The sequence below is a fragment of the Verrucosispora sp. CNZ293 genome, from assembly GCF_002754655.1.
Genome location: NZ_PEFR01000001.1, coordinates 4,135,003 through 4,162,001 on the forward strand (window position 1 = coordinate 4,135,003; position 26,999 = coordinate 4,162,001).

The 26,999-nt window shown below is 68.4% G+C and carries 29 protein-coding genes, 1 tRNA gene and 1 pseudogene; 7 read left to right on the forward strand and 24 right to left on the reverse strand.

All coding sequences use genetic code 11. From position 1 onward, the window contains the following. Positions 1 to 87 precede the first annotated feature (87 nt). Entirely contained in the window at positions 88 to 1,101 is a 1,014-nt protein-coding gene (locus CLT74_RS18780; RefSeq protein ID WP_099847695.1) for a potassium channel family protein, read from the reverse strand. 162 nt (positions 1,102 to 1,263) lie between these two features. Between CLT74_RS18780 and CLT74_RS18785 the strand changes: the two are divergent. Beyond that, positions 1,264 to 1,902 (forward strand): annotated as a pseudogene (locus tag CLT74_RS18785) (helix-turn-helix domain-containing protein); the annotation flags it as partial. Positions 1,903 to 2,197: 295 nt separating this feature from the next. After that, positions 2,198 to 2,785: a ClpP family protease gene (locus tag CLT74_RS18790; RefSeq protein ID WP_099847697.1), complete on the forward strand. Its 588-nt coding sequence runs from the start codon at positions 2,198 to 2,200 to the stop codon at positions 2,783 to 2,785. Positions 2,786 to 2,798: 13 nt separating this feature from the next. Here the strand turns inward: CLT74_RS18790 and CLT74_RS18795 are convergent, their stop codons facing one another. After that, positions 2,799 to 3,161 carry a winged helix-turn-helix transcriptional regulator gene (locus tag CLT74_RS18795; protein ID WP_099847698.1) on the reverse strand — a complete coding sequence of 121 codons (363 nt, stop codon included), beginning with the start codon at positions 3,159 to 3,161 and terminating at the stop codon, positions 2,799 to 2,801. Positions 3,162 to 3,283: 122 nt separating this feature from the next. On the opposite strand from CLT74_RS18795, the gene CLT74_RS18800 reads away from it, so the two are divergent. Further along, the gene (locus tag CLT74_RS18800; protein ID WP_099847699.1) at positions 3,284 to 4,132 is read left to right on the forward strand and encodes an SDR family oxidoreductase; all 849 of its coding nucleotides are present in this window, start codon (positions 3,284 to 3,286) and stop codon (positions 4,130 to 4,132) included. Between the two features lie 62 nt (positions 4,133 to 4,194). Here the strand turns inward: CLT74_RS18800 and CLT74_RS18805 are convergent, their stop codons facing one another. The 7 genes from CLT74_RS18805 to CLT74_RS18835 form a co-directional block, all read right to left on the reverse strand. Beyond that, a complete protein-coding gene (locus CLT74_RS18805; protein WP_099847700.1) occupies positions 4,195 to 4,785 on the reverse strand; it encodes a hypothetical protein in 591 nt (196 codons plus the stop codon). Next, the gene (locus CLT74_RS18810) at positions 4,782 to 6,116 is read right to left on the reverse strand and encodes a hypothetical protein (RefSeq protein WP_099847701.1); all 1,335 of its coding nucleotides are present in this window, start codon (positions 6,114 to 6,116) and stop codon (positions 4,782 to 4,784) included. The genes CLT74_RS18805 and CLT74_RS18810 overlap by 4 nt, the downstream gene beginning before the upstream one ends. Continuing rightward, complete coding sequence (locus CLT74_RS18815) at positions 6,113 to 6,916, reverse strand: ABC transporter ATP-binding protein (RefSeq protein ID WP_486582407.1); 804 nt, start codon at positions 6,914 to 6,916, stop codon at positions 6,113 to 6,115. Before CLT74_RS18815 ends, CLT74_RS18810 begins: the two co-directional genes overlap by 4 nt. A gap of 121 nt (positions 6,917 to 7,037) precedes the next feature. Next, positions 7,038 to 7,844 (reverse strand): zf-HC2 domain-containing protein, encoded by an 807-nt coding sequence (locus CLT74_RS18820; protein WP_099847702.1) that lies wholly within the window; start codon positions 7,842 to 7,844, stop codon positions 7,038 to 7,040. Then, positions 7,841 to 8,398 (reverse strand): sigma-70 family RNA polymerase sigma factor, encoded by a 558-nt coding sequence (locus tag CLT74_RS18825; RefSeq protein WP_099847703.1) that lies wholly within the window; start codon positions 8,396 to 8,398, stop codon positions 7,841 to 7,843. The genes CLT74_RS18820 and CLT74_RS18825 overlap by 4 nt, the downstream gene beginning before the upstream one ends. Before the next feature lie 101 nt (positions 8,399 to 8,499). Then, a tRNA-Arg gene (locus CLT74_RS18830) sits at positions 8,500 to 8,575 on the reverse strand. A 537-nt stretch (positions 8,576 to 9,112) separates the two neighbouring features. Then, a complete protein-coding gene (locus tag CLT74_RS18835; protein WP_143697182.1) occupies positions 9,113 to 9,736 on the reverse strand; it encodes a DUF4145 domain-containing protein in 624 nt (207 codons plus the stop codon). A 338-nt stretch (positions 9,737 to 10,074) separates the two neighbouring features. Here CLT74_RS18835 and CLT74_RS18840 point away from each other — a divergent pair, with 338 nt between their 5' ends. Continuing rightward, positions 10,075 to 10,332 (forward strand): hypothetical protein, encoded by a 258-nt coding sequence (locus CLT74_RS18840; RefSeq protein WP_143697183.1) that lies wholly within the window; start codon positions 10,075 to 10,077, stop codon positions 10,330 to 10,332. 62 nt (positions 10,333 to 10,394) lie between these two features. On the opposite strand, the gene CLT74_RS31440 is transcribed toward CLT74_RS18840, so the two are convergent. From CLT74_RS31440 to CLT74_RS18890, 10 genes are all read right to left on the reverse strand, one after another. Continuing rightward, a complete protein-coding gene (locus tag CLT74_RS31440) occupies positions 10,395 to 10,700 on the reverse strand; it encodes an RNA-binding protein (protein WP_486582408.1) in 306 nt (101 codons plus the stop codon). Positions 10,701 to 11,274: 574 nt separating this feature from the next. Next, positions 11,275 to 11,739 (reverse strand): PCC domain-containing protein, encoded by a 465-nt coding sequence (locus tag CLT74_RS18850; protein WP_099847706.1) that lies wholly within the window; start codon positions 11,737 to 11,739, stop codon positions 11,275 to 11,277. A 50-nt stretch (positions 11,740 to 11,789) separates the two neighbouring features. After that, the gene (locus CLT74_RS18855; protein WP_099847707.1) at positions 11,790 to 12,260 is read right to left on the reverse strand and encodes a SitI3 family protein; all 471 of its coding nucleotides are present in this window, start codon (positions 12,258 to 12,260) and stop codon (positions 11,790 to 11,792) included. 13 nt (positions 12,261 to 12,273) lie between these two features. Then, a complete protein-coding gene (locus tag CLT74_RS18860; RefSeq protein WP_099847708.1) occupies positions 12,274 to 12,669 on the reverse strand; it encodes a CdiA C-terminal domain-containing protein in 396 nt (131 codons plus the stop codon). Between the two features lie 421 nt (positions 12,670 to 13,090). Continuing rightward, positions 13,091 to 13,543: a SitI3 family protein gene (locus tag CLT74_RS18865; RefSeq protein WP_099847709.1), complete on the reverse strand. Its 453-nt coding sequence runs from the start codon at positions 13,541 to 13,543 to the stop codon at positions 13,091 to 13,093. Between the two features lie 15 nt (positions 13,544 to 13,558). Further along, positions 13,559 to 13,981 (reverse strand): CdiA C-terminal domain-containing protein, encoded by a 423-nt coding sequence (locus CLT74_RS18870; protein ID WP_099852360.1) that lies wholly within the window; start codon positions 13,979 to 13,981, stop codon positions 13,559 to 13,561. A 164-nt stretch (positions 13,982 to 14,145) separates the two neighbouring features. Continuing rightward, the gene (locus tag CLT74_RS18875; protein WP_099847710.1) at positions 14,146 to 14,673 is read right to left on the reverse strand and encodes a DUF6244 family protein; all 528 of its coding nucleotides are present in this window, start codon (positions 14,671 to 14,673) and stop codon (positions 14,146 to 14,148) included. A gap of 99 nt (positions 14,674 to 14,772) precedes the next feature. Further along, positions 14,773 to 15,831: a tryptophan--tRNA ligase gene (trpS, locus tag CLT74_RS18880; protein ID WP_099847711.1), complete on the reverse strand. Its 1,059-nt coding sequence runs from the start codon at positions 15,829 to 15,831 to the stop codon at positions 14,773 to 14,775. Between the two features lie 74 nt (positions 15,832 to 15,905). Next, a complete protein-coding gene (locus tag CLT74_RS18885; protein WP_143697184.1) occupies positions 15,906 to 16,316 on the reverse strand; it encodes a hypothetical protein in 411 nt (136 codons plus the stop codon). A 104-nt stretch (positions 16,317 to 16,420) separates the two neighbouring features. Next, entirely contained in the window at positions 16,421 to 17,632 is a 1,212-nt protein-coding gene (locus CLT74_RS18890; protein WP_486582409.1) for a S9 family peptidase, read from the reverse strand. 862 nt (positions 17,633 to 18,494) lie between these two features. Between CLT74_RS18890 and CLT74_RS18900 the strand changes: the two genes are divergently transcribed. The 3 genes from CLT74_RS18900 to gltX all read left to right on the forward strand — a co-directional run bounded on the left by CLT74_RS18900 (position 18,495) and on the right by gltX (position 22,329). After that, positions 18,495 to 19,922, forward strand: a complete 1,428-nt coding sequence (locus CLT74_RS18900; protein ID WP_486582410.1) for an NsdA family TPR-like regulatory protein — start codon at positions 18,495 to 18,497, stop codon at positions 19,920 to 19,922. Between the two features lie 7 nt (positions 19,923 to 19,929). Next, positions 19,930 to 20,817: a phosphotransferase gene (locus tag CLT74_RS18905; protein WP_099847713.1), complete on the forward strand. Its 888-nt coding sequence runs from the start codon at positions 19,930 to 19,932 to the stop codon at positions 20,815 to 20,817. A 102-nt stretch (positions 20,818 to 20,919) separates the two neighbouring features. After that, positions 20,920 to 22,329 carry a glutamate--tRNA ligase gene (gene gltX, locus CLT74_RS18910; protein ID WP_099847714.1) on the forward strand — a complete coding sequence of 470 codons (1,410 nt, stop codon included), beginning with the start codon at positions 20,920 to 20,922 and terminating at the stop codon, positions 22,327 to 22,329. Positions 22,330 to 22,333: 4 nt separating this feature from the next. On the opposite strand, the gene CLT74_RS18915 is transcribed toward gltX, so the two are convergent. The 5 genes from CLT74_RS18915 to CLT74_RS18935 are packed head-to-tail and all read right to left on the reverse strand — an operon-like array spanning position 22,334 to position 26,999. Next, positions 22,334 to 23,707, reverse strand: a complete 1,374-nt coding sequence (locus CLT74_RS18915; protein ID WP_099847715.1) for a hypothetical protein — start codon at positions 23,705 to 23,707, stop codon at positions 22,334 to 22,336. Next, positions 23,697 to 24,338, reverse strand: a complete 642-nt coding sequence (locus CLT74_RS18920) for an FkbM family methyltransferase (RefSeq protein ID WP_099847716.1) — start codon at positions 24,336 to 24,338, stop codon at positions 23,697 to 23,699. The genes CLT74_RS18915 and CLT74_RS18920 overlap by 11 nt, the downstream gene beginning before the upstream one ends. Positions 24,339 to 24,397: 59 nt before the next feature. Next, a complete protein-coding gene (locus tag CLT74_RS18925; RefSeq protein WP_099847717.1) occupies positions 24,398 to 25,123 on the reverse strand; it encodes a phytanoyl-CoA dioxygenase family protein in 726 nt (241 codons plus the stop codon). Further along, positions 25,123 to 25,776, reverse strand: coding sequence for a class I SAM-dependent methyltransferase (locus CLT74_RS18930; RefSeq protein ID WP_099847718.1), 654 nt, complete (start codon positions 25,774 to 25,776; stop codon positions 25,123 to 25,125). Before CLT74_RS18930 ends, CLT74_RS18925 begins: the two co-directional genes overlap by 1 nt. Next, positions 25,776 to 26,999 (reverse strand): methionine adenosyltransferase, encoded by a 1,224-nt coding sequence (locus tag CLT74_RS18935; RefSeq protein ID WP_099847719.1) that lies wholly within the window; start codon positions 26,997 to 26,999, stop codon positions 25,776 to 25,778. Before CLT74_RS18935 ends, CLT74_RS18930 begins: the two co-directional genes overlap by 1 nt.

Here is a 26,999-nt window from a genome sequence, read left to right on the forward strand (position 1 = left end):
CCGTACCGCCACCGCGACGACGACCGGGCCGTTCCCTCGGGGGCGGCCCGGTCGATCTTTCAGACCCGCCTGGTCGCCTACCGTCGCTCAGGGCAGGGTGTTCGCGGTGGGACGGTCGTCGCGTACGTGCACGAGCATGTCCCCGGTCTCGATGACCGCACCGGCCCGGTCCGCCAGGGTGACCACCTTGCCCCGCCGGACCAGCGCGATGACCAGGGTGTCGAGTTCCCGGGGCGACCTGCCGACCTCGCTGCGCTCGGCGGAGCGCATGGCCAGCGCCATGCCCTGACCCGGGGTGAGCAGATCCTCCACCACGTCGATGAGCGGCGGCGCCGACGTGGACAGGCCCAGCAGCCGGCCGGCGGTCGCCGAGGAGACGATCACGTGGTGCGCGCCGCTCTGCTTGAGCAGCGGGGCGTTCTCCGCCTCCCGGGCCGCGGCGATGATCCGGACCTGACCGGCGGTGAGCTGACGTACGGTCAACGCCACGAGCACCGACGCGTCGTCGCTGTCGGTCGCAATGATCACCGCCTTGGCGGTGCGTACGTGGGCCTGGTTGAGCACCGAGGATCGGGTCGCCGAACCCTCGATGGCGACAAGCCCGTTCGACGTCGCCTGACGCAGCGCCGGGCCGGCCCGTTCCACCACCACGATCCGGGACTTGTCCAGCCCGTTCTCCATCAGGGCCGAGATCGCGCTGCGCCCCTTGGTGCCGTAGCCGCAGATGATGACGTGGTCCTTCACTTTTCTCTCCCACCGGTGCAGGCGACGGCCGGTCCGGTACTGCTCGGTCAGGACCTCAAGGGTGGTGCCGACCAGGATGATCAGGAACAGCACCCGGGCCGGGGTGATGAACAGGACGTTTACCAGCCGGGCTTCCTGGCTCACCGGCACGATGTCGCCGTAGCCGGTGGTCGAGAGGGAGACCACCGCGTAGTAGAAGCAGTCAAGGAGCGTCAGGCCGTCACCGTTGTTGTCGCGGTACTGCTCCCGTTCGAGGTAGACCACCGCGACCACGGCGAGTACCAGCCCGAGAGCGGCGGCCAGCCGGATGCTCAGCGCGCTGAGCGGGCCTCGCCGCTGCGCCGGAAAGTGGATCACCGGGGGACCTGCCCCGCCTCGGTCGCCTGCACGTCCACAACATAGCCGCTGATCCAGGAACCGCACGGCGGGGTGCCGTTCAATGGACACGGTACGGCGAGCGGGCCGGCGGACGGGCATGATGGGACGGTCAGCGCAGGAAGCGGCGAGAGTGAGGCCCGCATGTCGTTGCTGAGACGGGTGATCGGCGCGGTGCTGCGCCGCGAGCGCCAGCACCAGGGCCGCACGCTGCGGGAGGTCGCCCGGGCCGCCGGAGTCTCCGTGCCTTACCTCTCCGAGGTGGAACGCGGACGCAAGGAGGCGTCCTCCGAGGTTCTCGCGGCGATCTGCCGGGCGCTCGGCCTGCACCTCTCGGATCTGCTGGAGGAGGTCCGCGACGAGCTCCGGCGGGTCGAACGCCGACTGCCCGCCACCGGCCCGGCCGGTCGTGTCCCGGTCACCCGGCCCGGCGACCCGGCGGCCACGCCCGCTGGTCGCGGTACGGACGGATCAGCCCAGCCCGTCGCACGCCTCAACGCCGTCGGTTTCGGCTTCGCCTCGGACCTGACCGCAGGGTTGGGCGGCAACGACCGCTACGGAGCCTGGACCCCCTCGGGCGGGCAGCTCGGCACCGCGGGCCCAACCGGCGGTGGGCTGAGCGGCGGTCGGCTGAGCGGCGGGATCAGGGTCGTCGTCTTCGCCGATCCGGTCGGCCCGGTCCACCTCGTCGCCCGAGGGCCACTGCTCCGTCGCGGTTCGCCCGGCCGTTCGTCCGTCGGCCCGGTGCGCCGGGTCGGTGCACGTAGGCGAGCCGCCCGACGGACGGCCGCCGTTCGGGCCACCCTCGGCGGTCACCGAGGGTGCGGCCACCCCGGGGTTGTCGCCTCCCGAGCCTCGATGTCACACAGAAATCTTCATGTCACCCTGACATCAGGCTGACGAGGAAGGCGCCCCGGGCTTGACCGGACGGCCCGGATCGGCGGGCTGTTCTCCGTCGTTCTGCCGTGGGCGGATCTGCCCCGGGCAGAACGGCTGGCTGGTGACCGCACCCGTGCCGCAGGCTCAAGGAAGCCGGTTCCCGAGCGCTCGACGTCGCCGCCGGCGGTGGAGGTTGACCATGATCACGATGCTCGACGACGGCCAGCGGACCTTCGGCGACCAGGTGTTCGAACGGCTGCTGCGGGAGCGGATCGTCTTCCTCGGCAGCGAGGTGAACGACGAGATCGCCAACCGGATCTGTGCACAGATCCTGCTGCTCGCCGCCGAGGACCCGGAGCGGGACATCACCCTCTACATCAACTCGCCCGGTGGCTCGGTGAGCGCCGGCATGGCGGTCTACGACACGATGCGCTTCGTACGCAACGACGTGGCGACCCTGGCCCTCGGGCTCGCCGGCTCGATGGGCCAGTTCCTCCTCTGCGCCGGTGCGGCCGGCAAGCGGTGGGCGCTGCCGCACACCCGGATCCTGATGCACCAGCCCTCCGGCGGCATGGGCGGCACCGCCGCCGACATCACCATCCAGGCCGAGAACATGCTGCACGTGAAGCGGACGATGCAGGAGTTGATCGCCCAGCACAGCGGGCGGACCCTGGACGAGATCCAGCAGGACTGGGACCGGGACCGCTGGTTCACCGCGGAGGAGGCCCGTGACTACGGTCTGATCGACAAGGTGGTGACCGCCGCCACCCAGCTACCCACGAGCTGATCCCGCACCGGCGTCACCCTGGCGTACGGGCGTCGTAGCGGGCGCGGGCGGCTTCCACCTCGGCGAGGTGATCGGTGGCCCACGCCTCCAGACCGGCGAGCAGGGTGAGCAGGCTACGACCCAGGTCGGTCAGCTCGTAGTCGACCCGGGGCGGCACCGTGGCGTGCACGCTCCGGGTGACCAGTCCGTCGCGCTCCAGCGCCCGCACGGTCTGGGTGAGCATTTTCTGACTCACCCCGTCGATCCTTCCGGCCAGCTCGCCGTACCGCCGGGGGCCGTCGGCGAGGGTGAGCACCACGAGCACGCTCCAGCGGTCGCCGATGCGGTCGAGCACCTGCCGGCTACCGCAGTTGCGGTCGTACAGATTCGGCTTCATTCCCAATACTCTCCATCAGAAAGTCACACACTTCAAGGTGCCTACTCTCCAACGGGAAGCATTGGTCCGATGTTCCGGTTGACGCCGACGTCAGGCAGTTTTCCCTGGAGGGAGCACCACCCATGTCCATCGTCGTCACCGGTGCCACCGGGCACCTCGGTCGGCTCATCGTCACGTCACTGCTGGAACGAGGTGTGCCGGCCACCGGGATCGTGGCGGTGGGCCGGGATACCGGCCGCCTGGCCGACCTGGCCGGGCGAGGCGTCACCGTCCGGCAGGCCGAATACGACGACCCCGGCACGCTACGGGCGGCCTTCGCCGGCGCGGAGAAGCTGATGTTCGTCTCCGGCAGCGAGGTGGGCCGGCGGGTGGCCCAGCACCGAAACGTGATCACCGCTGCCGGGCAGGCCGGGGTCGGCCTGGTCGGCTACACGAGCATCGCGAAGGCGGACACCTCCAGTCTCGTCCTCGCCACCGAGCACCGGCTCACCGAGCAGGAGATCATCGCCGCCGGGTTGCCGTACGTCTTCCTGCGCAACAGTTGGTACCTGGAGAACTATCTGCCGCAGGTGCCCGCGTACCTGGAGCACGGGGTGACCGGCGCGGCGGGTGACGGACGCATCAGTGCCGCCACCCGCGCGGACTTCGCGGACGCCGCCGCCGAGGTGCTGACCGGCGACGGCCACACCAACCAGGTGTACGAGCTGGGCGGTGACTCCTTCACCCTGGCCGAGCTCGCCGGCGAGCTGGCCCGACAGAGCGGACGCAACGTCCGCTACACCGACCTGCCGGTGGCGGCGTACGTCGAGGTCCTGGTCGGCGCCGGCCTCCCCCAGGGGTACGCGGAGGTGCTCGCCGACGGCGACCGGGGTGCCGCCCAGGGCGACCTGCACGTCGAGGTCGACGACCTGGCCAAACTGATCGGCCGCCCACCTGTCACCCTCGCCGAGGCGATCCGCACGGCACTCTGACGACCGTGGCACCCGCCGTCCCACGCTCTGCTGGGCGGCGGGCCACACCACAGTCACCGCGTCTACTCGGACGCCTCGCGCCGGGCCGGGCCGGCCACCGAGTAGGCGATCAACCCGCCGAGAGCGAGTACCCCGGCCGTCAGCATGGCGGCATCACTCCCGGGCGGCTGTCCCTGCCAGGTAGCCGTAGCACCCCAGACACCCTGCTGGGGATACATGGCCGCGACGATGGTCCAGCCCAGCGGCAGGAACCACGACCTGGCGGCACCGACCACCGAGGCGCACAGGGCGGTCAGTCCCAGCAGGCCGGCGGCGTCGCGGACCACAAGCTCGGCCGGCCCGAACCGGGCCCCGGTGTGCCGGGTGACGAGCAGGACCGCGAGGACGGCCACCAGAGCGGCGATCAGGTGCGCCGCCCGCCACCACGGCCACCGCATCGACGCGGTCCGGTCCAGGTTCTCGTCGGGACCGGCGAGGGTGGCCGACAGCGCCGCGACCATCAGCAGGACTGTCATCACGACCACCATCACCGTGATGTCCCGCTCCTCGGCGAAGGCCAGACACAGCACCCACACCACCGCCGCGCCGCCGACGGCCGCGACCAGGGCCAGTGGTACGCGCCGCGAGCGCAGGTACAGCATCGTCCCGGTCACCGGGCCCTCCCGGACAGCACGCCCGTGACGTCGGCGCAGGCCCGAACGGCATCGCGGACCGCCGTGACGCGGGCCAACGCCTCGTCGTCGGGCAGTTCCCGCAGTCCCTGCCACAGCGCGACCGCCCCGGCGTTGATCTCAGGGTCCTCTTCGATCATTCCGGGGACCACGCCGACGTCCGACTGCGGCTCGCGGTCCAGGAGCCAGTAGGCCGCCGCCCGTTCGACCACCTCGTCGCGGTTCTGGCACCGTCCGTCGTACCCGACTCCGAGTCCCCTGACGATCTCGGGAACCACTGCGGCCGGGTGGGCGAGCCCGCCACGTCTGTCGATTCGTACCGTGATGCTGACGACGCCGTCCTCAGGCGAGCTGACGTCGTCAGACGTGGGCGTTCGGGTGTCCTCGTGCACGGCGGTCGGCGCGTCCGGCAGCTTCGCCAACGCCGTCAGGCCCTCCCGGGCCAGCGGGGTCAGCGCGTCGAGCACGTTGGCGTTGACCCGGCTGACGCACACCGTCGGTGTGTCGTCGGTACAGACGAGTTCCCGCGCGACCGGGTCGACCGGCCAGTTGAGCACGCCTTCGTCCCGGGGGACGACCGCGGTCGCCACGACCAGCCCGAGCGCCACCGGCACCAGCGCCGCCGTACGGGCACGCCAGCCATCGGACACGAACAACAGCAGGCCGGCGGCGGCGAGTGCGGCCATCGAGATCGCGAGCGCGCCGCTGACCCGGTTGTCGACCGTCTGGTAGGCGTGAAACGGAACCGTGCCGTGGACCGGGGAGATCGCCGCAGCCAACCAGTCCGGGAGCCGGATGGCGCTGAGGAAGATCAGCAGGACGCCGGCCACCGCCAGCGCCGGGGCGGTCACCAGGGCGGGGAGCATGCGCCCGATGCCCAGTCCGAGCCACGCCGCGCCGATCAGGGACAACGCACCGACACCCGTGACGACGGCGAAGTTCAGCAGCGGCAGGTGCTGTGCGGTGGAGACGATCCAGCCGATGCCCGCCCCGGTCACCAGCAGGTAGGCGACCGCGAGGGTGATGGCCGTCGCGCCGAGGATCGGCAGCATCCGCTGGGCGCGGGGCCGGGCCGTGGTGGCGAACAGCTCGCCCACCTTCGCCCGGTGCTCCCGGCGGCCCTGCCAGGCCCCGGCGGCTAGGGCCAGCGGCCACATCAGGAGCAGGTACTCCCGGATGGTGAGGGCCAGTGCCATCCAGCCACTCGACCACCGGCCGGTGGCCACATAGAGCGCACCGACCCCGACCACCGCCGTGATCAGTCCGGCACCGAGCGCTGCGGAACGGCGCAGTTCGATCCCCAGGATGCTCATCGGGCAGCCTCCGCACGGTGCCGACGGAGGACGGCGGAGTAGCCGCGTTCGGCCCGGCTGTCGCCGGCGTCACCCTGGTCGCCCTGCCCGGACAGACCCTCGGGAGTGCCCTGCCACACCAGCCGACCCTCATTGAGCACGATCACGTCGGTGCAGGCCGCCACCACATCCTCCACCAGGTGGGTGGAGACCAGCACGCAACTGTCGGTGCCGAGGTCACGCAACAGTTCCCGGAAGTCGAGCCGCTGTTCCGGGTCCAGACCGACGGTCGGCTCGTCGAGCAGCAGCAGCTGCGGATCGTTGACGATGGCCTGCGCGATGCCGGCCCGGCGCAGCATGCCACCGGAGAGGGTCTTCAGCCGGGCGTCGGCCTTTGCGGTCAGCCCGACCCGGTCGATGGACCGCTGCACGGCCGCCGCGACACCGGCCTTCGGCATCTCCTTCAGCCAGGCCATGTACCCGACGAACTCGCGAACCGTGAACCGTGGATAGAAGCCGAAATGCTGCGGCAGATAACCGAGGGTGCGCCGGACCGAACGCAGCTCGGACCGGCCGTCGACCGAGCGCCCGAGCAGCGTCAACCGCCCCGCGGCGGGGGGCAGGACTGTCGCGAGGGCCCGCATCAGCGTGGTCTTCCCCGCCCCGTTCGGGCCGAGCAGCCCGTGCACCCCGGAGGTGAGGCTCAGATCAAGGCCGTCGACGGCCAGATGCCGCCCCGCCCGGACCCGCAGACCCTCCGCGTGGACCGCCCAGGGATGGGTGGTGGCGGCCGTCTCGGCCGCACTCACGGCACGCATCATCATCGTCCCCTTCAGTGATTGTCAGCGCGGCAGCGACACCGCCTCATTCGCGGCTCGGGGCTGCCTGGTCGTGATGGGAGTTGCCTGGTGGTGGCAGCTACCTGGTCGTGGTGGCAGCTGCCTAGTCGTGGTGGGAGAGCCGCCGGAATCCGTTGACCCGCAGAAGAGCCAGGGCGGTCAGCAGCACCGTGGCCAGCGCCCAGCTGCCGGCACTGTCCGCCGCCAGGACCACCGGTAGCCGAGCTGCCGCCAGACTCGGAGCGACCACGACGAGCGTCCAGATCGCGATCAGTCCGATCGCGGCCCGGCGTACCCCGACGAGCGTGCCCAGCAGCAGCGTGGCGGCGGTGAAGGCCAGGCACGGCAGCAGCATCAGCGCGAGTGACGCCCCGGTGCGGGCGCCCGCCACGGCGAGCGCGGGGATGACGAAGGCCAGCACCGCCGCCGTACGCCGCAGCAGCGCCGTCAGCCCGGCGGCGGGAGTGGCGGCGATCAGCTCCCAGGCCGGATCGGCGCGGCGGTGCCAGGCGACCGCCACGCCGGGCAACGGCGCCAGCGGTGCGATCAGCAGCACCAGCGAGGGCCGCCCGGCCCACAGCTCACCGAGCAGCACCGCGGAGGCGAGCACCGTGGCGGTCATGACAAGCCACGGCGACAGGGTGCCGACGTACCAGCGGTGACGCAGCACCGACCAGGGCCGGCTCCGGCCGGCGGAAACCGGCACGGTGGCGATCTCCCGGTTCAGGTTCGTCGCGACCTGCTCGATCAGGCTCCGGGTGTCGGCGGTGGTGGCACCGGCCAGCCGGGCACGACAGTCCGCGCAGCCCTCAAGGTGCACCTCGATCGCCCAGACGCTGGGCTCGTCGAGGCCGGGATCCCCGGCGGCGTACCGCTCGATCTGGGACATCGTCGGATGTGTGGTCGTCATGACAGGGCCTCCCGCAGGGCGATCCGGGCGCGGCGGACACGGGACTTGACGGTGTTCTCCGGTACGCCCAGCAACACCGACGCTTCCCGCATGGACAGCCCGTCGAGCACCGTCGCCCGCAGGGCGGCCCGCACCTCGGGCGGCAGGACCAGCAGGGCCTGCTCCAACTCCTGGCCGATCCGGGCGGCCATCACCTCGTCCTCGGCCGCCGGGGCCGTGTCCGGCATGAGCTGCACCTGCGGCACCCGGGCCCGGCGCGCCCGCCGACGGAACGCGTCGACCAGACGGTGGGCGGCGATGGTCCACAGCCAACCCACAGCGCTCCCCTGCGCGCCGCCGCCGCGAGCCGCCGACACACCTGCGAAACTGCCAGCCGCCCGCCAGACCGTGAGGTACGTGTCCTGCAAGACTTCGGCGACCATGTCCGGATCGGCGCACCGGCGGCGCAGGCGCACCTCCAGCCAGGGCGCCGTACGCCGGTAGAGCTCGTCGAACGCCCGCCGATCGCCACGAGCCACTCGGCGTACGAGTTCACCCTCGTCAGCAGCGTCCATGCCTGTTCTCACACCCGGTAAGACGACAAGACCCGCCGGATCGGGTCTCGACCCGATGTGATCGCCGTCACTTCAACTGCGCGACCTGTCAAGGCGGTGGCTGGTGCCCCCGGCAGGATTCGAACCTGCGACACACGGTTTAGGAAACCGATGCTCTATCCCCTGAGCTACGAGGGCGCGAGGGCCTAGTCTAGCGACCTGGGGTTCACCTGGGGTGGCAGGGAGTGGCCCGCGTTCACCCACGTTCCCCGGACCGCCGTTCTCCCAGCCCAGGACCACAGCTCGAGCACACGAACCCGGTTTGCGACCGGCGCTCGGCCGCGGTGACCCGCGTTGGCATGGGTTCACCCGGGTTGGCATCCGCTGGAGAGCACACACCGAGCACATCCTCGAAGATGATGATGCGCTTGCCCGGCCCAAGACCCGCCGGCCGTACACCGGGCACCGGACGGCGGTGGCCGACGCGCTGTCAGCCCTCGGCCTCACCCACGCCGACGGCGAGGCCCGCCGAGCACGTCGGCGGGCGCTTGGCTCATGGGGTTGGTGGCGTCCGGCCTGTGATGCCGACGCCCCACCCTGACGCCTACGGCGACGGCCCCACCAGGTGTCCGCTCATGCCGATGAGCGGTGTGGTCGATTATGCCAGGTTCCGGTTGGTCGGTAGGGCGTGAGGACGTTGTTAGAGATCTTGATAAGAATGCCGAGTTCGCGTAATCATGATGACGCAACAGGGGTTGTGCGGCGCGCCTTAAACGCGTTGTACTTGGCATTGAGGACGTAGACATAATTTAGCAATGCTTCCGCCAACTCAAGGGCGTCCTGCGCATCGGCAGCACTGATGAATATCGTTGTATCGTGGGCAGCTTCATTCCCCAGAGCTCGAAGGTCGTGTGACCAGTCGGTGAGCTTCCCCTCAATGATTCCTTTAGACTTTAAATCGTTCAGCTTGGCGTGAAGGCTACCGGTCGTGGCCCCCTTGTCGACACAAACCGCTTCGAGTGTCCGCCGCACCATTAGTGCGGCAGCCGTGAACTGTCCCGCATGATGGCAGGCGCGCGCCTCCTCAAAAGACTTGCGTGCAGGATCAGGGATTTCGACGCTGAGTGGTGTGTCTCGAACTGGCCAGACGACAACCGGAGCGCCACTAGAAACTAAATCTTGCCCATTCCATTCATTGAACTCCTGAATAACCATAAGTCTATGGCAGTGTGAACACTCAATCAGCGCGTAACCAATTGTGGGATCCTCATCCTCACCGATCCAACCAGCAGGTACAGATGAGGTCGCGTTGCGACAAGATGTGCAAACCACGCCAACCGGGTTCAGGGCTTCGCTCACGAGCGCAAATCGTACGACTCGAACGGCTGTTGAGGAAGCGCTATTCGATGACACCTTTTCGACGCTTGCGGCTGAACTTCGGCCAACAAGGGCTAGGTATCAGTACATCCTGCGCGGATACGGTCTAGCGCATGCATTTGCCGCAGACTGCGTATATCACACGGCGCCTCGCTACGTCCTGCCCGAGGAAGTGCGGCGCCCTGCCGACACCGCCCATCGAGCTGCGAGAGAGGGCGACGGGAGGCATCCGTGCGGCTGTGACTCGCCGACTACACGGTCGGTTACCAACCTTGGACCTGATCGTGGCACTCTGTGTCGTCTACAAGGGAGGGCCTACCGTGCCAGTCATCTCGGATCGCGTGGTGCTGCGAGCCTGGCGACACAAGAACCAGACTGACAGAATTCACTTCGTTGTGGCGCGAGCCGATGGCAGCACCCGCCGGCTTTGGGTCAGCGAGGGTCACTTCCTCTACGAGATCCTCGATAGCCATCTGCTCGCGAATGGCTACACCGGCCCGGCAAGCGGGAAGAACGATCCCGAGGAAGCGGAGGATGACACTGAGGCTGCGGACGAACGACCGGACGGGTTGAGTTAGTCGACAGGCGCAGCTGCTCATACCGCGTAGCGGGCGAACCTGCGCACCGTGGTGCCGGCGCTTCAGCCCTGAAGGTCGACGAGACGTAGTCTAATCTGGTGGTTGTGCGGAGTGTGGCCGATGACCGTTCCGCGCACCACGGTGCCCACGAGGGGAAGCGCGACGCCGTGCGGCATCGCCGTAATCTCCGCCAAGCCCACTGCGTCCGGCACGTCAGCAATCACTACGAATACGCCGAAAGGTTGGCGGCCGATGACGTGGCCGGTCACGGCACTACCCGCGGGCAATGCGGTGACCGTGGCCGTCCACTCAGCAGATGCCCGTTCGGCAAGTCGCTCGCCGTCCACTGGCCATGAGTATTCGTTCATGAACAGAAGTATGGGCGACACGTGGCCCGCGCCGGGGTGCTGTCATCTCGCGATCTGATCGCTACGGCGAGTCATCTGGCTCAGCGCCTGGCTGTAGATGGTGCGGATGCCGTGGCCGGTGGTCCCTTGTATTCGCCGGTCAGCTGCTCCACGTATACGGCGAACTTGAGGTTGCCGGGGTCGGAAGCCCATCTGGCCGCGGACCGGACCGAGGTCATGGCGCCGGATCCGGGCACGGGAAGAGGTGAGTGGAAGGTTCGTCAGGGAGCGCGCCCCAAGTATCACGCGCTCGTCGCTCTTGCCTGCCCCGGAGTTCCGCCGGATGCAGATCAGAGTCGGGGCTGCCGGTAGGGGTCACGTCGTTCATGGCGGCGGTCCTCCGGGCCGATGGGTCGGTATGCCTGCGGCATCGGTGTCGCGTTGGTCGGCGGCTTCGTGGCCGGGAGTGGCAGCCGGGATCCCGGGCGGCGAACCGCCGCTGGTAGTAGAGGCGTCGCGGCCGGCAGCTACCAAGACGCCCGTGCCGTTGGGCAACGATTCGGTCGGCGTGGCGGGCGTGGATGCCATTGGCTTGTCAGTTGTCGCCGATCCGCAACAGCGGCACGTCGTAGAGGCTCGCCTCGGGGATACGACGCATGACGGGCGCAGCGACCTCGATGATCAGCATTTCGGTGAGGAACTGGACTGTCGCGGCGAGCAGGTGACTGGTGTGGCCGGTCGCGCTGTGCTCCTTGAGTCCGACGCTGGCGTGGATGTGCGGCGCGATCCGGTCGTGGGTGTCGTCGTAGGCGATGGTGCCGCCGCCGAGCGCTTCGACGTTGGTCAGGTGCACCCGGTCCCAGACCGGGGCTTCTAGGTCGTCCAGACGCTGGCAGGTGCCGACGATCTCGACCGTGCTGAACCCGGCGATGAAGACGGGGATGTAGCCGTGCCGGATGCCGTTGGTGCGGCAGGCGTCGGTGAGGGCGGTGAAAAAGTCCTCGGCATGGTCGAAAGTGACGCCGATCATCCGTCCGGGCGTAAGGTCGTGGCTGCGCATACTGAGGCACTTCCGGTCGGGTTGGTCGGGGGCGAGTGGCTGTGGTGGGTTCAGCCGAGGGGCGCACGCCCATCAGGGGTGAAGATTCTGTCGTAGTCTTCGTCGTACCAGCCGTCGGTGTTGTGCTTCTGGATGGTTCCCGCGACGCGCGTCAGCATCAGCACGTCGCCGTTGAGGGTCAGTGCCGCGTCCTCGGCCCTGCCGGCGAGGATCCTGGCCACGGTGGCAAGCATGTGGGGCTTGCCCTTGTCGACCAGGGTGTCCTTGCGCATGTAGAAGCTCACGTCGACGTAGGTCTCCGGCTCCCACTGCCACAGGGAACCCTCGTCGTCCTCGGCGCAGTAGTAGCCGTGCCGGCCGCCGGTGATGTCTACGACGTACCCGTGCTCGTCGTTCAGGTCGGCACTGAGCCTCCGGCCGCCGGACGCCGTGGACGCCTCGACCGCTTCGGGAGCAGCCAGCTCCGCCACCTGCTCGAGTGGGATGCTGCCCGCCAGCGTCAGCCGGTACTCGACAGCCATCTGCACCCCTTCATCAGTCTCGCCGGATGATCTGAATGATCGCACCGTCGCGCTTTACCGCCACCAGTTCCTTCAGCCCTGTGATGGGCCAGTCGTCGAACTGCTTGTGCAGGACGGCGAGGTCTCCCCGCCAGTCGTGGAGGTTCAACATCACGCGTTGGGCCTGCTCCGTTTCGACCCTCCTGGACACCGCGCTCCAGACGGCGCGGGACGGCACGGGAGGAGTGGGCGCGTAGCAGTCGAAGACATGCCCCTCGATGAGGAAGCCGGGTGCCTTCTCCGGCCTCCCAGAATCCCCGGTCTCGCGTCGCGCGTCCGCGACCTCCTGCCTCGTGCGGTTCTGGTAAGCCCGGTACCCCTTGCCGGCGCCCCTGTCGTGCCAGCGCCGCGTCGGACTGGAAGTCTGCACGCCCCGAGCGCCGCACTACCGGATCCACCGGTACGCCGGCCACCATCGGAGCGCCGGCGCCAGCGGTCGGTCAGTAGTTTTTCGAGATCCGTTCGGTACGTCGCTCTCGCGCGGATCCGCCGCGCGGACCCGGTCGAGGATGTGGGCGGACTGAGGACGACCGGCGGCTCGATCCGCCGGTAGCAGAAAGGAAGACTCAGGGCAGGGTCGCGGGTCAGCCGGCGTCGCAGCGTGCCGACCAAGACGTCGACCGACGCCGTCGGGTACCCGGGCGAGCTGGCCACAGCCTAAGCCGCCGGTCCGGAGGCGGCACAACACCGTTCCGCGTACACCCGAAATCATCAGGGCCCAGTGCCCCCGTCGCTGCCTACTGCCAGGTCCGGCAGGAACAGCCGACAGGTGGTGTCCGCCGTGGACCGGCTTACTGCACAATCATCTCCCCAACGCCGTACGCGTCCCACCACGAGGGCCGGTGTTCGCGTAGTTCTCCCGCGACTCGCGTCAGCAGGAGCCAGTTGCCGTTGAGCACGAGTGCGGCATCCTCCTGCCGGCTGGCGAGAACACGGCCGACGGCCGACACCATGGTGGGGACCACGTCCTCCGGTGGGTCGTTCTTTCGCAGGTCGAAGACGACGTTGGCGTACCTGTCGGGTTCCCATTCCCATTGGGTGCCGTCGTCGTCTTCGGCGTCGAAGTAGCCGTTGCTGCCCGCGGAGATGGTGACCGTGTAGCCGAGTTCCTCTCCGAGATCGGCGCTGAGTAGCCGGGGGTAGCCGGGCTGTGTCGACTCCTCGACGCCGTGCGGGGCGACGAGGGGAGCGAGGTCCTCCAGCGGGATGTCGCCGGCCAGGGTCAGTCGGTACTCGATGCCCACGCGCTGCCTGCCTTCTCAGTCTCGTCGGACGATCTGAATGATCGCACCGCTCCGGGTCACCTCTGCCAGTTCCTTGAGCTGCGGGACCGGCCAGTCGTCGAACTGCTCCTGCAGGGCGGTGATGTCACCGCGCCAGTCCTGCAGGTTCAGCACCACCCGCTGGGTCTGCTGCCTCGCCACCTTCTGCGACACCTCCGTCCACACCCCACGTACCGCCTTGCCGAGGGTGGGCGCGTAGCAGTCGAAGACGTGTCCCTCGATGAGGTAGTCCGGTTCCTTGTCCGGCTTACCCACGTCACCGGTGCTCCGGCGCGCGTCGGCGATCTCCCGCCGCGTCGGGTTCTGGTGCACGCGGTAGCCGTCGTGGGCAAGCGTGTCGGCGCACTCGTTCTCCAACTCCAGCGAACGCCGTACCGCGTCGTCCTCCCGGGGTGGGATCCTGGTCCGTGGTCCGGTCGGCGAGCCGCCGGGAACGCCCGTGGGCGCTCTGCTCCACGGGGTGGGGCCCGATCCGGGCAGGTCGGGGTCGCCCATGGCGGTTGCGGTCGGGCCGCCGGTGGCGTCGGGGGAAGGGCTGGCCGGGGCGAGACCGCCAGCCCCCATCAGTTTCCCGCTGACCCCAGCCATCGGGCTTCGGCGGTCGCCGCCTCGACAAACTGCCGGGCGGTGCCAGTACGTTGAACGATGAGCGTCATGACCTGCTTGACGCCGTCCAAGGCCTGCAACAGGGGTCCCGGCTGCCCGCCGAGTAGGACGGCCCTGACGAGTTGTTGCGCCGCGCCGACCTGACTGATCACTGCGGTCGCCGCGTCGCGGGCGCCGTCCACCGCGCTCTGCACCGGCGCGAGCCCGGAGATCGTCTCCTGCGGCGTGCCTTGGCGGGGCACCGCCGCCGCAGCCCGCGCCGCCTCCCCGATCGACGCGGAGAGGCGGCCCAGACCAGCCTGGATCTCACCGATCGCGCTATGGACCCGAACCATGCCGGCAGCCACCGCGGCGAAGCCGGCGCCCGCGGCACGAACCCCGACCTCCTGCGCCTGGGTACCGGCTGCGGCGGTGAGGCCGCGAGCTCGGTCGACGCCGGCTGTCAGGGCACGCAACTCGGCGTCAACCTTCTCGATGTTCGACACGTGCAGCGGTCTCCAATCGGCGACGATGTTGCTTGATCACTTACCCCGTTGTGCGATCGCGTCGGTGGCCAGCCCGACGTGGTCGTCGTCGGCCTTTGTCTACGCCGTGGTGGCCGCGGGTTTACGGGACCGCTCGGCCTTACGGCGGAGCTGGGTGTAGACGCCGGTGAGGCCCATCGCCTTGCGGGCCTCGAACACCGTCTGCTGGACCTCCCGACGGGTACGTTCCGTGCCCGCCACGATCAGCTCGTCGACCAAACCCTTGTCGGCCTCGTAGCGGGCGCGCCGCTCCCGCATAGGGTCGAGAAACGCGTTCAGCGCGGTGGCCAGTTTCTCCTTGACCTCGACGTCGCCGACCTTGCCCTCGCGGTAGCGACTCTCGAGGTCCTCGACCTCGGCCCGGTTGGGGTTGAAGACGTCGTGGTACTGGAACACCGGGTTGCCCTCGACCGTGCCGGGCACGTCCGCGCGGACCCGATTCGGGTCGGTATACATGCCCATGACCTTGCGGCGAACCTCGGCCGGCTCGTCGGAGAGAGCGATGGCGTTGCCGAGGCTCTTGCTCATCTTGGCCCGGCCGTCGGTGCCGACCAGGGTGGGAGTCTCGGCACTGACCAGGTCGGGGACGGGGAAGACCTCGCCGTAGAGGTGGTTGAAGCGGCGGGCAATCTCCCTGGTGACCTCGACGTGCGCGGCGTTGTCCTTGCCGACGGGCACCACGTGGGCCTTGACGCAGAGGATGTCGGCGGCCTGCAACACCGGGTAGCCGAGCAGGCCGTACGGCATCTCCTCCTTGCCGGCGTCGCGGGCCATGTCCTTGAGCGAGGGCACCCGTTCCAGGCGCGGCACGGTGACCAGGTTCTGGAAGAGGGTGTTCAGGTCACCGACTTCCTGGATCGCCGACTGAAGGTAGAAGGTGGCGGTGTCGGGGTCGATCCCGGCGGCGAGGGAGTCGAGGACCATGTCCCGGGCGTTCTGGGTGGCCTTCGCGATGTCGTCGCGGGTGTTCTTGGTGGTCAGCATGTGCAGGTCGGCGATGATGAAGAAGCTCTCGTAGCGCCGGTGCAGCTTCACCCGGTTGGCGATGCTGCCGACGTAGTGGCCGAGGTGCAGTTTTCCGGTGGGACGGTCACCGGTGAGCATCCGCTGAGCGGTCATGACGATGGGACCTTTCACGGCGTGATGGATCGACGGAGGGCGCGCACCGACGGGGGCGATGGTCGCCACGTCGGTCAGAAGAGCGGGATCATCGCCGGAAGTCGCCATCGTGAGCCGTCACGGAACCGCAGCCCGCAGGCCCGGAGCAGAGCGAGGACCTGGTCGCGCCGGTCCCCGAGATCGATCGGAAGAAACCTTGCGCCCAGCTGGGCGTACCCGATCCGAAGTCGGCCGAGCTCGGCGCTCGGCGTCTCGGACGCTTGCGGGAGGGCGGCGGTGGTGGACCGAGAACTCCGGCCGGCGTGCAGCGGCGCTTGTGTCGCTGTGCTGGTCGGTACGCGGAGCAACCGGCCAGCATTGCCGGGGGTGCTCGCGTGGTCGACCCTGGCACCGAACGGGACGTGGGCCTCGAACGGCGACCGGCACACCACCAGGTCATCGTGCTCCTGGATGGGCCGCGGCGTCAGCGCGAGCGGGTGTGCCATGGACTCACCGTAGACGGTGTCAATGATCAGCATCGTCCCGCTTGGATTGTCGAGGCGCTTCACGAACCGCCTCACACCGCTGCACGCAGCGCGTTCGTCACCGACTACTGCTGGCGGCTGCGTAAGCCCCGATCATCGTTGGCCGCATCAGCCATCATCGAGCGGTAGTGAGCCAGCTCCGCCTCCAGCGCCGCGCCCGCTCGACGGGACGACGCCACGTAGTGGCCGACATCAGGAAGAAGCAACACCTCGGGTGCCATGCCAAGAGACGTCAACTCGTCGGCGAGTTCGTGGACATCCTCGACCACGGCCACCTCGTCGGCGGTGCCGTGAATGAGCAGCACCGGCTGCTGGACAGCGGCGGCGCGAACGGGGCCGGCACCCCCGCGCAGCCGCCTCGCGTGCGCTCGCTGGAACCGGGGCACCGTCTGCGCCCACCGGTCAGAATCCACGATCGCCGACACGGCGGTGGCAGCGGCGAACGGGCCGTCCTGGGCCACCGCGTGCAACGCGGTGTATCCGCCGGCGCTGGCACCACGGATGAACACCTGCCCCGGCACCGCCCGCCCCGTCGACAGCAGGTACACCGCCACCGCCGCGCAGTCATCGACGTCGTCCAGACCCCACCGGCCGTACAGCGATTCCCGAAAGGCCCGGCCGTACCCGGTGCTGCCGAGGTAGTCGACATCAACGACGGCGAACCCGCGACTGGTGAAGAACTGCGCCTGCCAGTCCAGGCGCAGCAGGCAGGAGGCGGTAGGCCCAGGATGCGCCCGGACAATCACCGGTGCGAGCCAGTCCGCAGTCGAGCCCGTCGGCGGATAGACCAGGGCAAGCACCTCCCGACCACTGGCCAGTCGGACGCGCAGCTCCGTGGGCGTCGATATTCGCGTCCCTTCGAGTGCGGCGTGCTCCGGCCTGGCAAGCACCTCGACCTGAGGATCGGCGTCAGCCAGGTCGATCAGCGCGACCTGCGGGGCTGCGGTCGGCGACGATCCGATCAACGCCACGGTCGTCCCTCGAACGGCCAGGTACGGCTTGATCGACGTGTACGGAAGGTGGACCGGGCGGACCGTGCCGCCGGGCTCGATGACGACAAGGCGGTGTCGCGGCCCCTCCCGTACCACTGCGACGATCCGACCGTCGTCGAGGAAGCCATACGACACGTAACCCAGCTCCCATGGCTCCGCAGCGCACTCACCCGCGATCGGCGCCACCGCCTCCGCCTTGAGACCGTTCCACCGGTAGAGGTTCCACCAGCCGCTTCGGTCCGACACGAAGTACAACGCCCCGTCGGGTCCCCACCGCGGCTCCACCGCCGACTCATCCGGACCACCGGCGAGCCTCACTGGGTCCTCGACCCCACCGTGCGGTGAGTAGGAGGCCACCCACACCTCACACGCGTCCCAGGGCATGTCGCGCTCGCTCCACGCGGTCCAGGCCAACGAACCCGGACCCGGCCGAGGTGCGCCGAGAAACCCCCGCGACGAGACGAGAGTCCGCACCTGCGGAGCACCGGTGCGCGACACCGCGACGAGTTCGTCACCCTGCCCCGACTCTCGCACAGCCAGCAACTCGCCGTCGCCGATCGTCAGGTCACCAAAGCATCCATGGCTGACCAATTCGAGATCATCGCCGTGACGACGGCTCCGATAGAGGCCATCTCCGCCGACGCACCACAACGTCCCCTCGGCGACAGCGAACGACCCGCCCCCATACGCGTGAGCACCGCTGGCGACATCGAGGCCCTTCGGACTGACATCACGCGTGTCCTCGCCGGACCGCCACCGTGTCACCGTCGTACCCCCGCCTGCGTCGGGGCGAGTCTCCAGCCAGTACAGGCCGTCATCACCGGTACGCAGCTGGTCGTAGCTCACCGAAGCGCGGACAGCGTCATCCACCGACACTTCGGCGATCCTGTCGGCCAGCCTCACGGGCCCTCCTCGAACAACTTTCACGCGGAGCCGGACGACGGCGGGCTCGTCAACCGGTCACTGGGATACCCGCAAGGCCAGCGAAAGTCTCGGTCCTCCGGGCCGGCGCGAACGCGCAGGCATCGCCTGTGGGTTGCTGGTGCGGGGTGGGTGCCACTGATTATGCGTTCCAGGTCAGGGGTCGGTCTAACGCTCTGGAGCCTTCGCGAGACAACCGGTAGTTTGGTCGACCTACAAGCCGCACATGCGCCCCACCGCGGCGGCATGCGACTTGGCCCTGAATCAGATGCAGGAGGTGATCATGGCCGTCCGGATCGACCCGGCCTGGTGGACTTCGGGCAGATGGGAAGGTCGGCCGATCAGAGACTTCCTGGAGAAGCGTGACATTGCGGCGGTCTTCAGGTTCCTGCACGCTCGCGGTGTCTCTTACGGAGCGATCGCGGCCCTTGTAGATGTCTCCGCTAACCGTGCCGCCGAAATCGCCAAGGGGACGCGACAGGTCACGGCCTACGAGGTGCTTGAAAGAATCGCCCTTGGCTTGAACATCCCACGGGCTGTCATGGGTCTCGGCCTCGCGCAGGACCTGCCGACCGGCGCGGACGGTCCGCCAGTACGGGCGCAGGTGTCATCGAGTACGCACCGCTCTCCCCGAGCAGCGAATCAGGCTCCAGTCGCGGAGGCGAGTGCTCTCGCTCGCCTGCGCTCTGAGCTGGATGAGGCTCTGTCGTCCTCGAGCGTGTCGCCTCGTCACCTTGAACTGGTGGAGGAGTCGACAAGCGAGCACATGCGGGTGTATCCCTCGGCACCGCCGACCGTCATGCTGTCGAGACTTGCCGCCGAGTGTCTCGAAGTCCAGGTTCTGTCGCGGCGGCGGCAACCCGCGTCGGTCCAAGCCCGTCTTTCTGGCGCGGCTGCCCTACTGGCGACCATGTGCGCCGACGCTCTGATGCGGTTGGGCAATTCCAGCGAAGCGCGGCTGTGGTACCGGACTGCGATCCATGCGGCGGACGACAGCGCGGACACGAAACTTCAGGTGCTGGCGCGCGCCCAGGCGGCGATGCTGCCGTACTACTTCGGCGACCCACAACAGACAGTGGCGATGGCGGACCAGGCGCTCGCCATCACGACCGTGGCGTCACCATCCGGGGCATTGGCAGCCGCCGGACGAGCGCGGGCGTTGGCCCGTCTCGGTGCTGTCGACCAGGCGAGGGCGGCGATCGAGCAGGCGTGCCGCATGTTCGACGAAGCGGGTGACGACGACAGCGACGCAGCGTTCCGCTTTCCCGCGAAGCGACTGCTGTTCTACCTGTCCGGGGCGAGAACGTGGCTTGGTGACGCGAAGGAGGCGTACCGGATCCAGGACGAAGCCTTGAGCTTGTATGGCCCCAGGCCGAGGGTGCCGATCGATCCGGCTCTTATCGCCGTTGACCGTGCCCTCTGCCTCGTGCGCGACCTCCGATTCGCGGAAGCGGCAGTAGCTGCCTGTGCTGCCGTCGCCGGCCTGCCCGAGCTGCAGCGTACGGAGATCATCTTGACCAAGGCGGCTCAGGTCGTCTCGGCGATTCCGCAACCGGCGCGAGGCAGGGAGGTGATCGAGCTGGCGGAGTACGTGCAGGCGTGCCGCGAGCAGAGCCGTACCCTTGCAGCCGGAACTGCTGTGCTCGAACCCTAGGGGCGACATGTTCGTCGAGGCACGAACGCGTCCGGTGCTCGCGGAAGTGTGTCGGAGGCTGGAGCGCTCTGCTGCCGAGGCACAGTTACTCCGGCATCACACCAACGCCGTGTATGCCGTGGGCGAGGTAGTAGTCAAGATCGCGCCGTTGGAGTTCGGACTTGACCGCTCCCGGACGGTCGTGGCGGTGGTCGAATGGCTGTCGGCCAAGGGCTTCCCGACCGTCAATCTGTCGTCCCAGGTGGCGGCTCAACCGCTCGTGGTGGATGGGCACGCCGTCACGGTGTGGCAGCGGTTGGACCCGGCGGACGACAACCCGATCACGGCTGCAGAGCTCGGGCAACTGCTGCGAGAGCTGCACGGCTTCCCGATGCCGCCGGTGGAGCTGCCGAGGCTCCGGCCGGTCGAGAGCGTCCGCAGGTCCGTGGAAAACGCTCAGATCATCGACGATCGGGATCGCGACCTGTTGCTCAACCGACTCGAGGATCTGAGCTTGGCTTGGTCGTCGATGGCCTTCCCGCTGGGAGCCAGTCTGATCCAATCCGATCCCCAGACTCGTAACGCTCTACGCCGATTCGACGGCACCCCGGTACTGGCTGACTGGGACGGTATCGCGGTCGGGCCGCGAGAGTGGGACATCGCCACCATCGCGGTTCACTGTCGGCGGTTCGGCGGCGGGCAGTCGGCGTTCGCGGACTTCACGGCCAGCTACGGCTGGGACGCCACTACCTGGCCGGGGTTCGAACAGGTCTGCCGACTCCGCGAACTCCAAATGATCGCCACCAACGCGCGCAAGTCCCGGCCCGGCACTCCGGCGGCAGCGGAGGTGCATCGCCGGCTTGACGACCTCCGGAACGAGGACGGCGCCGAGCTGCGCCGCTGGCGCATTCTCTGATCGAGAAGCAGCTGGCCGGCTTCAGCCGTGGCCGCCCTCAGACGCAGAACTCGACCCGGGATATGCGATCAAGCGACTGCCGTATATCGGTACGCTGCGTGCATGGCATCGCCAAACTCCCCTGTGCGGGTTCGCTTCGCTCCGTCGCCAACCGGCATGTTCCACGTAGGCAATGCCCGCTCGCTGCTCTACAACTGGGTGCTGGCGAAGCAGTCTGGTGGCACGATGGTGCTGCGGATCGAGGACACGGATGCCGAACGCAGCAAGCCGGAGTGGGTGCAGGGCATCATCGACGCGATGGCGTGGCTCGGCGCCGGCCCTGATGAGTACGAGGGCCCGCTGTTCCAGTCCGCCTATGTCCAGCACCACCGCGACGCCATCGCCAAGTTGCTCACCGCAGGCCAGGCCTACTACTGCGACTGCGTCCGTACGCGGGTAGTGGAGCGTACCGGAAGCGAGCACAAGGGGTACGACGGCTACTGCCGCGATCGCGGGCTCGCTGCGGCCCCGGGCAGCGCGGTGCGGTTCCGGACGCCGGATGAGGGCCAGACGGTCGTGCGGGATCTGGTCCGCGGCGAACCCACCTTCGACAACGCGACAATCGAGGACTTCGTCATCGCTCGCGGCGACGGCTCGCCGGTGTTCCTCCTGGCGAACGTCGTCGACGACATGGTCATGGGCATCACGCATGTCATCCGGGCCGAGGAGCACCTGCCGAACACGCCGAAGCAGCAGCTGCTGTGGGAAGCACTCGGGCATGAACCGCCGGTGTGGGCCCACGCGCCGATCCTGGTCAACGAGAAGCGACAGAAGTTGTCCAAGCGCCGGGATCGGGTCGCCCTGGAGGACTTCCGTGCCGAGGGCTACCTGCCCGAGGCCATGCGCAACTACCTGATGCTGCTCGGCTGGGCACCCTCCGGCGACCGAGAGATCGTCCCCTGGAACGACATCGTGGCGGAGTTTCGGATGGCCGACGTCAATCCGTCTCCGGCGTACTTCGACGTCAAGAAGCTCCGAGCCTTCAACGGCGACTATCTCCGGGCGTTGAGTACGGAGGAATTCATCTCGGCGTGCCAGCCGTGGCTGCGCGGTGAGGACGCCCCGTGGCTGGCGGAGGACTACGACGACGTGGCGTTCGCCGCTGTCGCGCCGCTGGCGCAGACCCGAGTCGCGGTGCTCAGCGAGATCGTCCCGATGGTGGACTTCCTGTTCCTGCCGGTTCCGCCGACCGACGAGGCCGCTTGGGCGAAGGCCATGACCGGGGACGCCCTCACGCTGCTCACCGAGGTGGCGAATGCCTTCAAGGCGGTGGAATGGAACGCCGAGTCGCTGAAACGCACCGTCGAGGAGTTGGGAGCAACTCGCGGGCTGAAGCTCGGTAAGGCCCAGGCGCCGGTCCGGGTCGCCGTTACCGGCCGTACCGTCGGGCTGCCCCTGTTCGAGTCGTTGGAGATGCTCGGCCGAAGCCGCACGGTCACGAGGATCGGGAGTGCTATCGATCGACTCTCATAGGGGCCTATGTGGCGCCGCTTCGTTGGGTGGGAGCGGCGCCACCCGTGACAGGAGGGGGCTGCAGGTCACCGAGTCCGGTGCCGAGGAGTTCGTCGGCCGCGCGGAATGCCAGTACGGCGACCTCCTGCGGCGACACGTCTGCCGGCAGGTGATCTCTACCCAGGCGGACGCGCAGTACCGTCCCGCGCGCTCCGCCGGTGACTTCGATCGAACCGTGCGCCTCATCGGGCGGGCACGCCACAAGGCCGAGGCCGCTCCAGCGAATGTCTCGCCTCGCGGCCGGGATAGGCCGCTTGACCACGGTGAGCAAGGTGAGGTGAGCAGCATTGTTCAGGGCACGATGCGCCTTTTCCGCCAGCTCTGCCGCGTCGGCTCCGCGCAGGCCCGCCCGGGCGAGGAGTGCGCTCGCGTGGACGGCGACCCGGAGAGGTGGCGGAGCTGCCTCGAAGGCCGAGGTCACCCTGGTGTTGAGGTCAGTGGGACGGAAGCCGCTCCGGGTGAGGATTCCGTCAACAGAGAACCCTCCGCAGTAGCCGAGACGACCGCGCAGAGCCTCGCCCATCCACCGGGTCAACTCGATCAGCCGAGGCTGTTGGGACTCGGGCATCGGTGCCGTACCCGTGCAGAGGAAGGTCCCGTCGGCAGGCCGGCGCGGCACGAGAAGCTCCAGCGGGGTGAAGGCGACGGTCGAGTCGGTCAGGACCACCCCGTGCAGGCGGCACGGAGTACCGGCCAGCATCGGCATGATCCGCACCCGCTGCCGACCTGCCGGATCGACGATAGGGCTGGGCACGCTCGCGCTCGACCAGCGGATGTCCTCGCCGCCCGCTGACGGCTCCGCCCCGTACGGCTGCCCTGCATAGACGAGGCCCGAGTTGGACGCGGGTTCCGGGCGGCACAGCGTTCCTGGTGCGTCGTATACCGCCGACTCTGCGCGGGGTAGGCCGATCGAGTCCCACAGCACGTCCACGACGCTCTTGTGTTCGAAGAAGCTCCAGCTCGGGTGTTTGGCACCGAGGCGTGGCCGACTGCCTGTGACCGTCGGGTTCAGTGGGTCGGTGATGAGAAGGGTTGCCCGCCTGTGGGGATCGAAGCGATCCACGAGCGCGCTCAGAGGCGAGGCTGTCGCGAGGGTGGCGAGCAGAGCGTGCCGGTCCGCCAGCAGTTGAGCGGCGGTTCGGATACCTGGAGTGCTCGGGAATGCGGCGAGGTCGTCGTCGAAAGCCAAGACCAGGACGTCTGCCGTCTTGGCAGCGGCGAGCAAGTGGCGCCAGTGGACCGCGTCGGCGCCGTGGGAGCAAAACACCACTGCCTTCTCGCCGGCCACCTTCGGCCGTATCGCGGTGGCGACCGCGTCGAGGAGATCCTCATCCCGCATGACGCCACCGTCGCTGGCTCTCGGCGTCCAGCCCGCGCAGGATCAGATTGGCCGGTGTTCGGTGTATTACTTCGAAGCGATCGGCCCCGAGAGCGCGCACGATGCGCTCTTCGCTGCGGTCCGGGTCTTTGGCGTCGTATTCGATGATGACGATTCCCGGGCGGTGCTCAGCCGGGTCGAAGGACGACCAGACATCCAGTTCCGCGCCCTCGACATCGATGCTCAGCAGGTCTATCCGCTCGATCCCGAGATCGCGGAGCAGGTCTTCGAGCCGGAGGCAGTGCACAGTAATCACGGTGTAGCCGTGGCCCCGGTCACCGAGGCCGGACCAGGAGGGCTTGGCGTCGTACTGGCTGAAAGTCTGCTCGCCGGCGGTGTCCGAGACGGCGCAGTGGCGGACCACGCAGCTGCGCTTGGCGAGGGGTGCCCGGTTTCGTGGATCAGGGTCGACGCACAGCCCTGTCCATCCCAGTCTCTCGAAGTAGAGGCTGTTGCTGCCGCGTACTCCGTCACCTGCCCCGACGTCGACGAAGACTCCCTGCGCCGGAACGGGAAGGTGGTCAACGAGCCAGCGGTCCTCGCCCCACTGGCCGAAGTACGGGTGCGGTTGCGTGTACGGCTGACTGGTCATCTCGTCCGCTGGCTGCCGCTCGCCAGAGGCCGCTCGATCCGGCGGACCCGGTTTGGCGGTCATGAGCCGCTGGCCGCATAACCAAGGACCAGCAGCCGCCGTGGCTTGCCGGTGCTGTTCGGTCCGCTGGCGTGTACGAGCGCGGCGTCCCAGGCCAGCAGCGTTCCCGCCGGTGCCTCCAGCGTGACCGCCTGATCGTCGGGCGCGCCTTCGTCCGGGACGACCGGCCCCTGGTTTGCCGTTCGCTCGTGTCGCACCAGACGTCGGTGGCTGCCAGGCCAGACCTCTAGCGCACCTGCCGCTGCTGGGCAGTCATCGAGACACAGCGCCACCGTGATCACCCGCCCGAAGCCTCGCGCAGCGAAGTACGCGGCGTCGGAGTGTTTGCGGACGTCCTCGCCCAGAACCGGCAAGTCGGCCCAGCCGGCGTCGTCGGCAAGTGCTGCCTTGTAGGTGACCTTGTTCTCCATCAGCATCACGTCGGCTGCGAGCATCGCCGAGGCAAGCATCTGGATCTCGTCGCTCGCCGCTGCCTGGTCGAAGGCCGGCGCGAGATCGACCACGGGCTTGATCTTGAAAATGTATGGCTGGCCGTCCGGTAGGCGCCACCATGTAAGGCGGGGGTGTGCGCTCCGCAGGGACAGGGTGTGGCCGACGACCTGCTGGAACGCTAGATCAGCGGCGGCCCGAAGATGAGACAGCGTCTCGCGCTCGAGGAATCCCTCGATGGTGAGGTAGCCGTCCTGTTGGAAGCGGGACTGGGCGGAGTTGCCGAGCGCTCGCATCAGCGGACTCCCTTCTGGGCGCAAGGTACAAGGAAGTCACCCGTTGGCTTTGTCCAGCCGGTAGGCAGTTGATTCGAAGGAATGGTCATGCTCGTTGCGCTCCAGCCCGGGAAGTGCTGGTCCAGTACACGTGTGCGTGCTTCGGACATTCGAGTCCCGCTGTGGAAGAAGCTGAGTCGACCCGCTGGCCGCAGAGCCGGTATCGCTACCTGTTCCACGAAGCTGGTGAAGTCGGCGTCGGCGTGTCCGTCGGGCGGCCAGGTGTCATACATGATCGCGTCGAAGCTCTCTGGCTCAAGGTCGAGCGCCTGCCAGGGTTCGACGACAATCGTCACGGGACAGGGCAGGTCCGTGCGGACCCTTGGCGCGACCAGATTGACGACCGCCGGGTGTGGCTCGACAGCGGTATAGCTTGCGGGTGCGAACGGCGCAAGCTGTTGCGCGAACACGCCGAGGCCGAGGCCTACCTCCAGGACGTCAGCTCCGCATCGACCCCCAATTAACGCGGCGGCGTGCTCAGCCATCAAACCGGACTCAGCGAAGAACATCACGTACGTGTCCCCGAGGCGGAGGCCCTCGTCATCGATCGTGGCCGGTCGGGCGCGCAGCTCGCGCAGGTGGCAGAGATGAGCCTCGTCCAACAGTGCCGCCATCAGGGCTGCTCCTCGCGGAAGCGACTAACGGGGTCAATTGCCAGGAACCGCTCGACGTATTCAGATGCGGTCTGGACCGCTGCCCCGACGAGTGACTCGCCGGCGGTTCCGATCGGCGCCTCGGATCGGACGAGGACGTACGCCGGGTCGTCGAGCTGGTCGCCGTTGCGCGCCGCGATGACAACCTCGGCGTAGGTACCGATTTCCGTCATGATGCTTCGCGCCAAGTCCTCGGCCACGGCCGTGTAGATCTTGCCGACGTGGTGGAGCGGGTTCTTGCCCGCCGGTGCCTCGCCGCTTGCCGGACGCAGCGGCTCGATCGCCCCGTTGTACCGGTTCCCCCGCCCGACCGCGCCGCAGTCGCCCTTGCCGAGTGAGGTACCGAAGGGTGCGAGATAGCCGCGGCCGGGTACGTCCTTGGTGTTCAGCGACAACCGTGCCGCAGATGCGGTCGGCGTCTCGTCGAGCATCCGTTTGAGTTCGCCCTCGATCTCGTCGCGGATCGCGTCCAGCCCCGTCCGGTACGTCGACCAGCCGTTGGTGCTCGTGGGATGGAACGGCACAGCGGCGGTCACGTCGAGCTGGTCACGGTCGCGGACCACCATGACCTTGACATCAGTGCCGGTGTTGTAGCGGGCACGGAAGGCGGCGCTCGTCAGAATCGTCTCCAGCCGTACTGCGGTCTGCGCCGCGAGGCCACGAAGGCTCGTCCCGGCGCACAGGACGGTGTCGTTGGCAACCGACTCGCTCGCGAGGACCTGCCTGATCGCGGCAGCCGTGCGAGGCCGGTAGAACTCCGTGTCGTGGTCCACTCCGGTGCCGGCGGTGTTGTTGACGTGCATGCGCAGGTGCCCGAGGACTGCCGGGTCGTCCAGCGCGTCGGTGAGGACAGCACGGACCGTGTCGTCGAACAGCTCGGCAACAGGTATCTCGTTGTCGTCAATTCGCTCCGTGACCTTGCCGAACAGGTAGCAGTCGACGGGCTTGCGGATGTCGTAGCCACCGAAGCGAACGTCCGCGGCCGCGCCTACCAGCGTCACCTTGTCCACCCAGTGGTTCGGCACCGCACCGAACCGCTCCTGACAGGCTGCGGAGTATCGGCGAGAGAAGCTGTCGGCGACGAGGTCCGCAAGGCTGTCGGGGTGCCCGATGCCCTTGCGCTCCGCGACGTCGAACGGAGCCTGATCGGGGTGCACCGCTCCGAGGCTGGTGATGACCTGCAT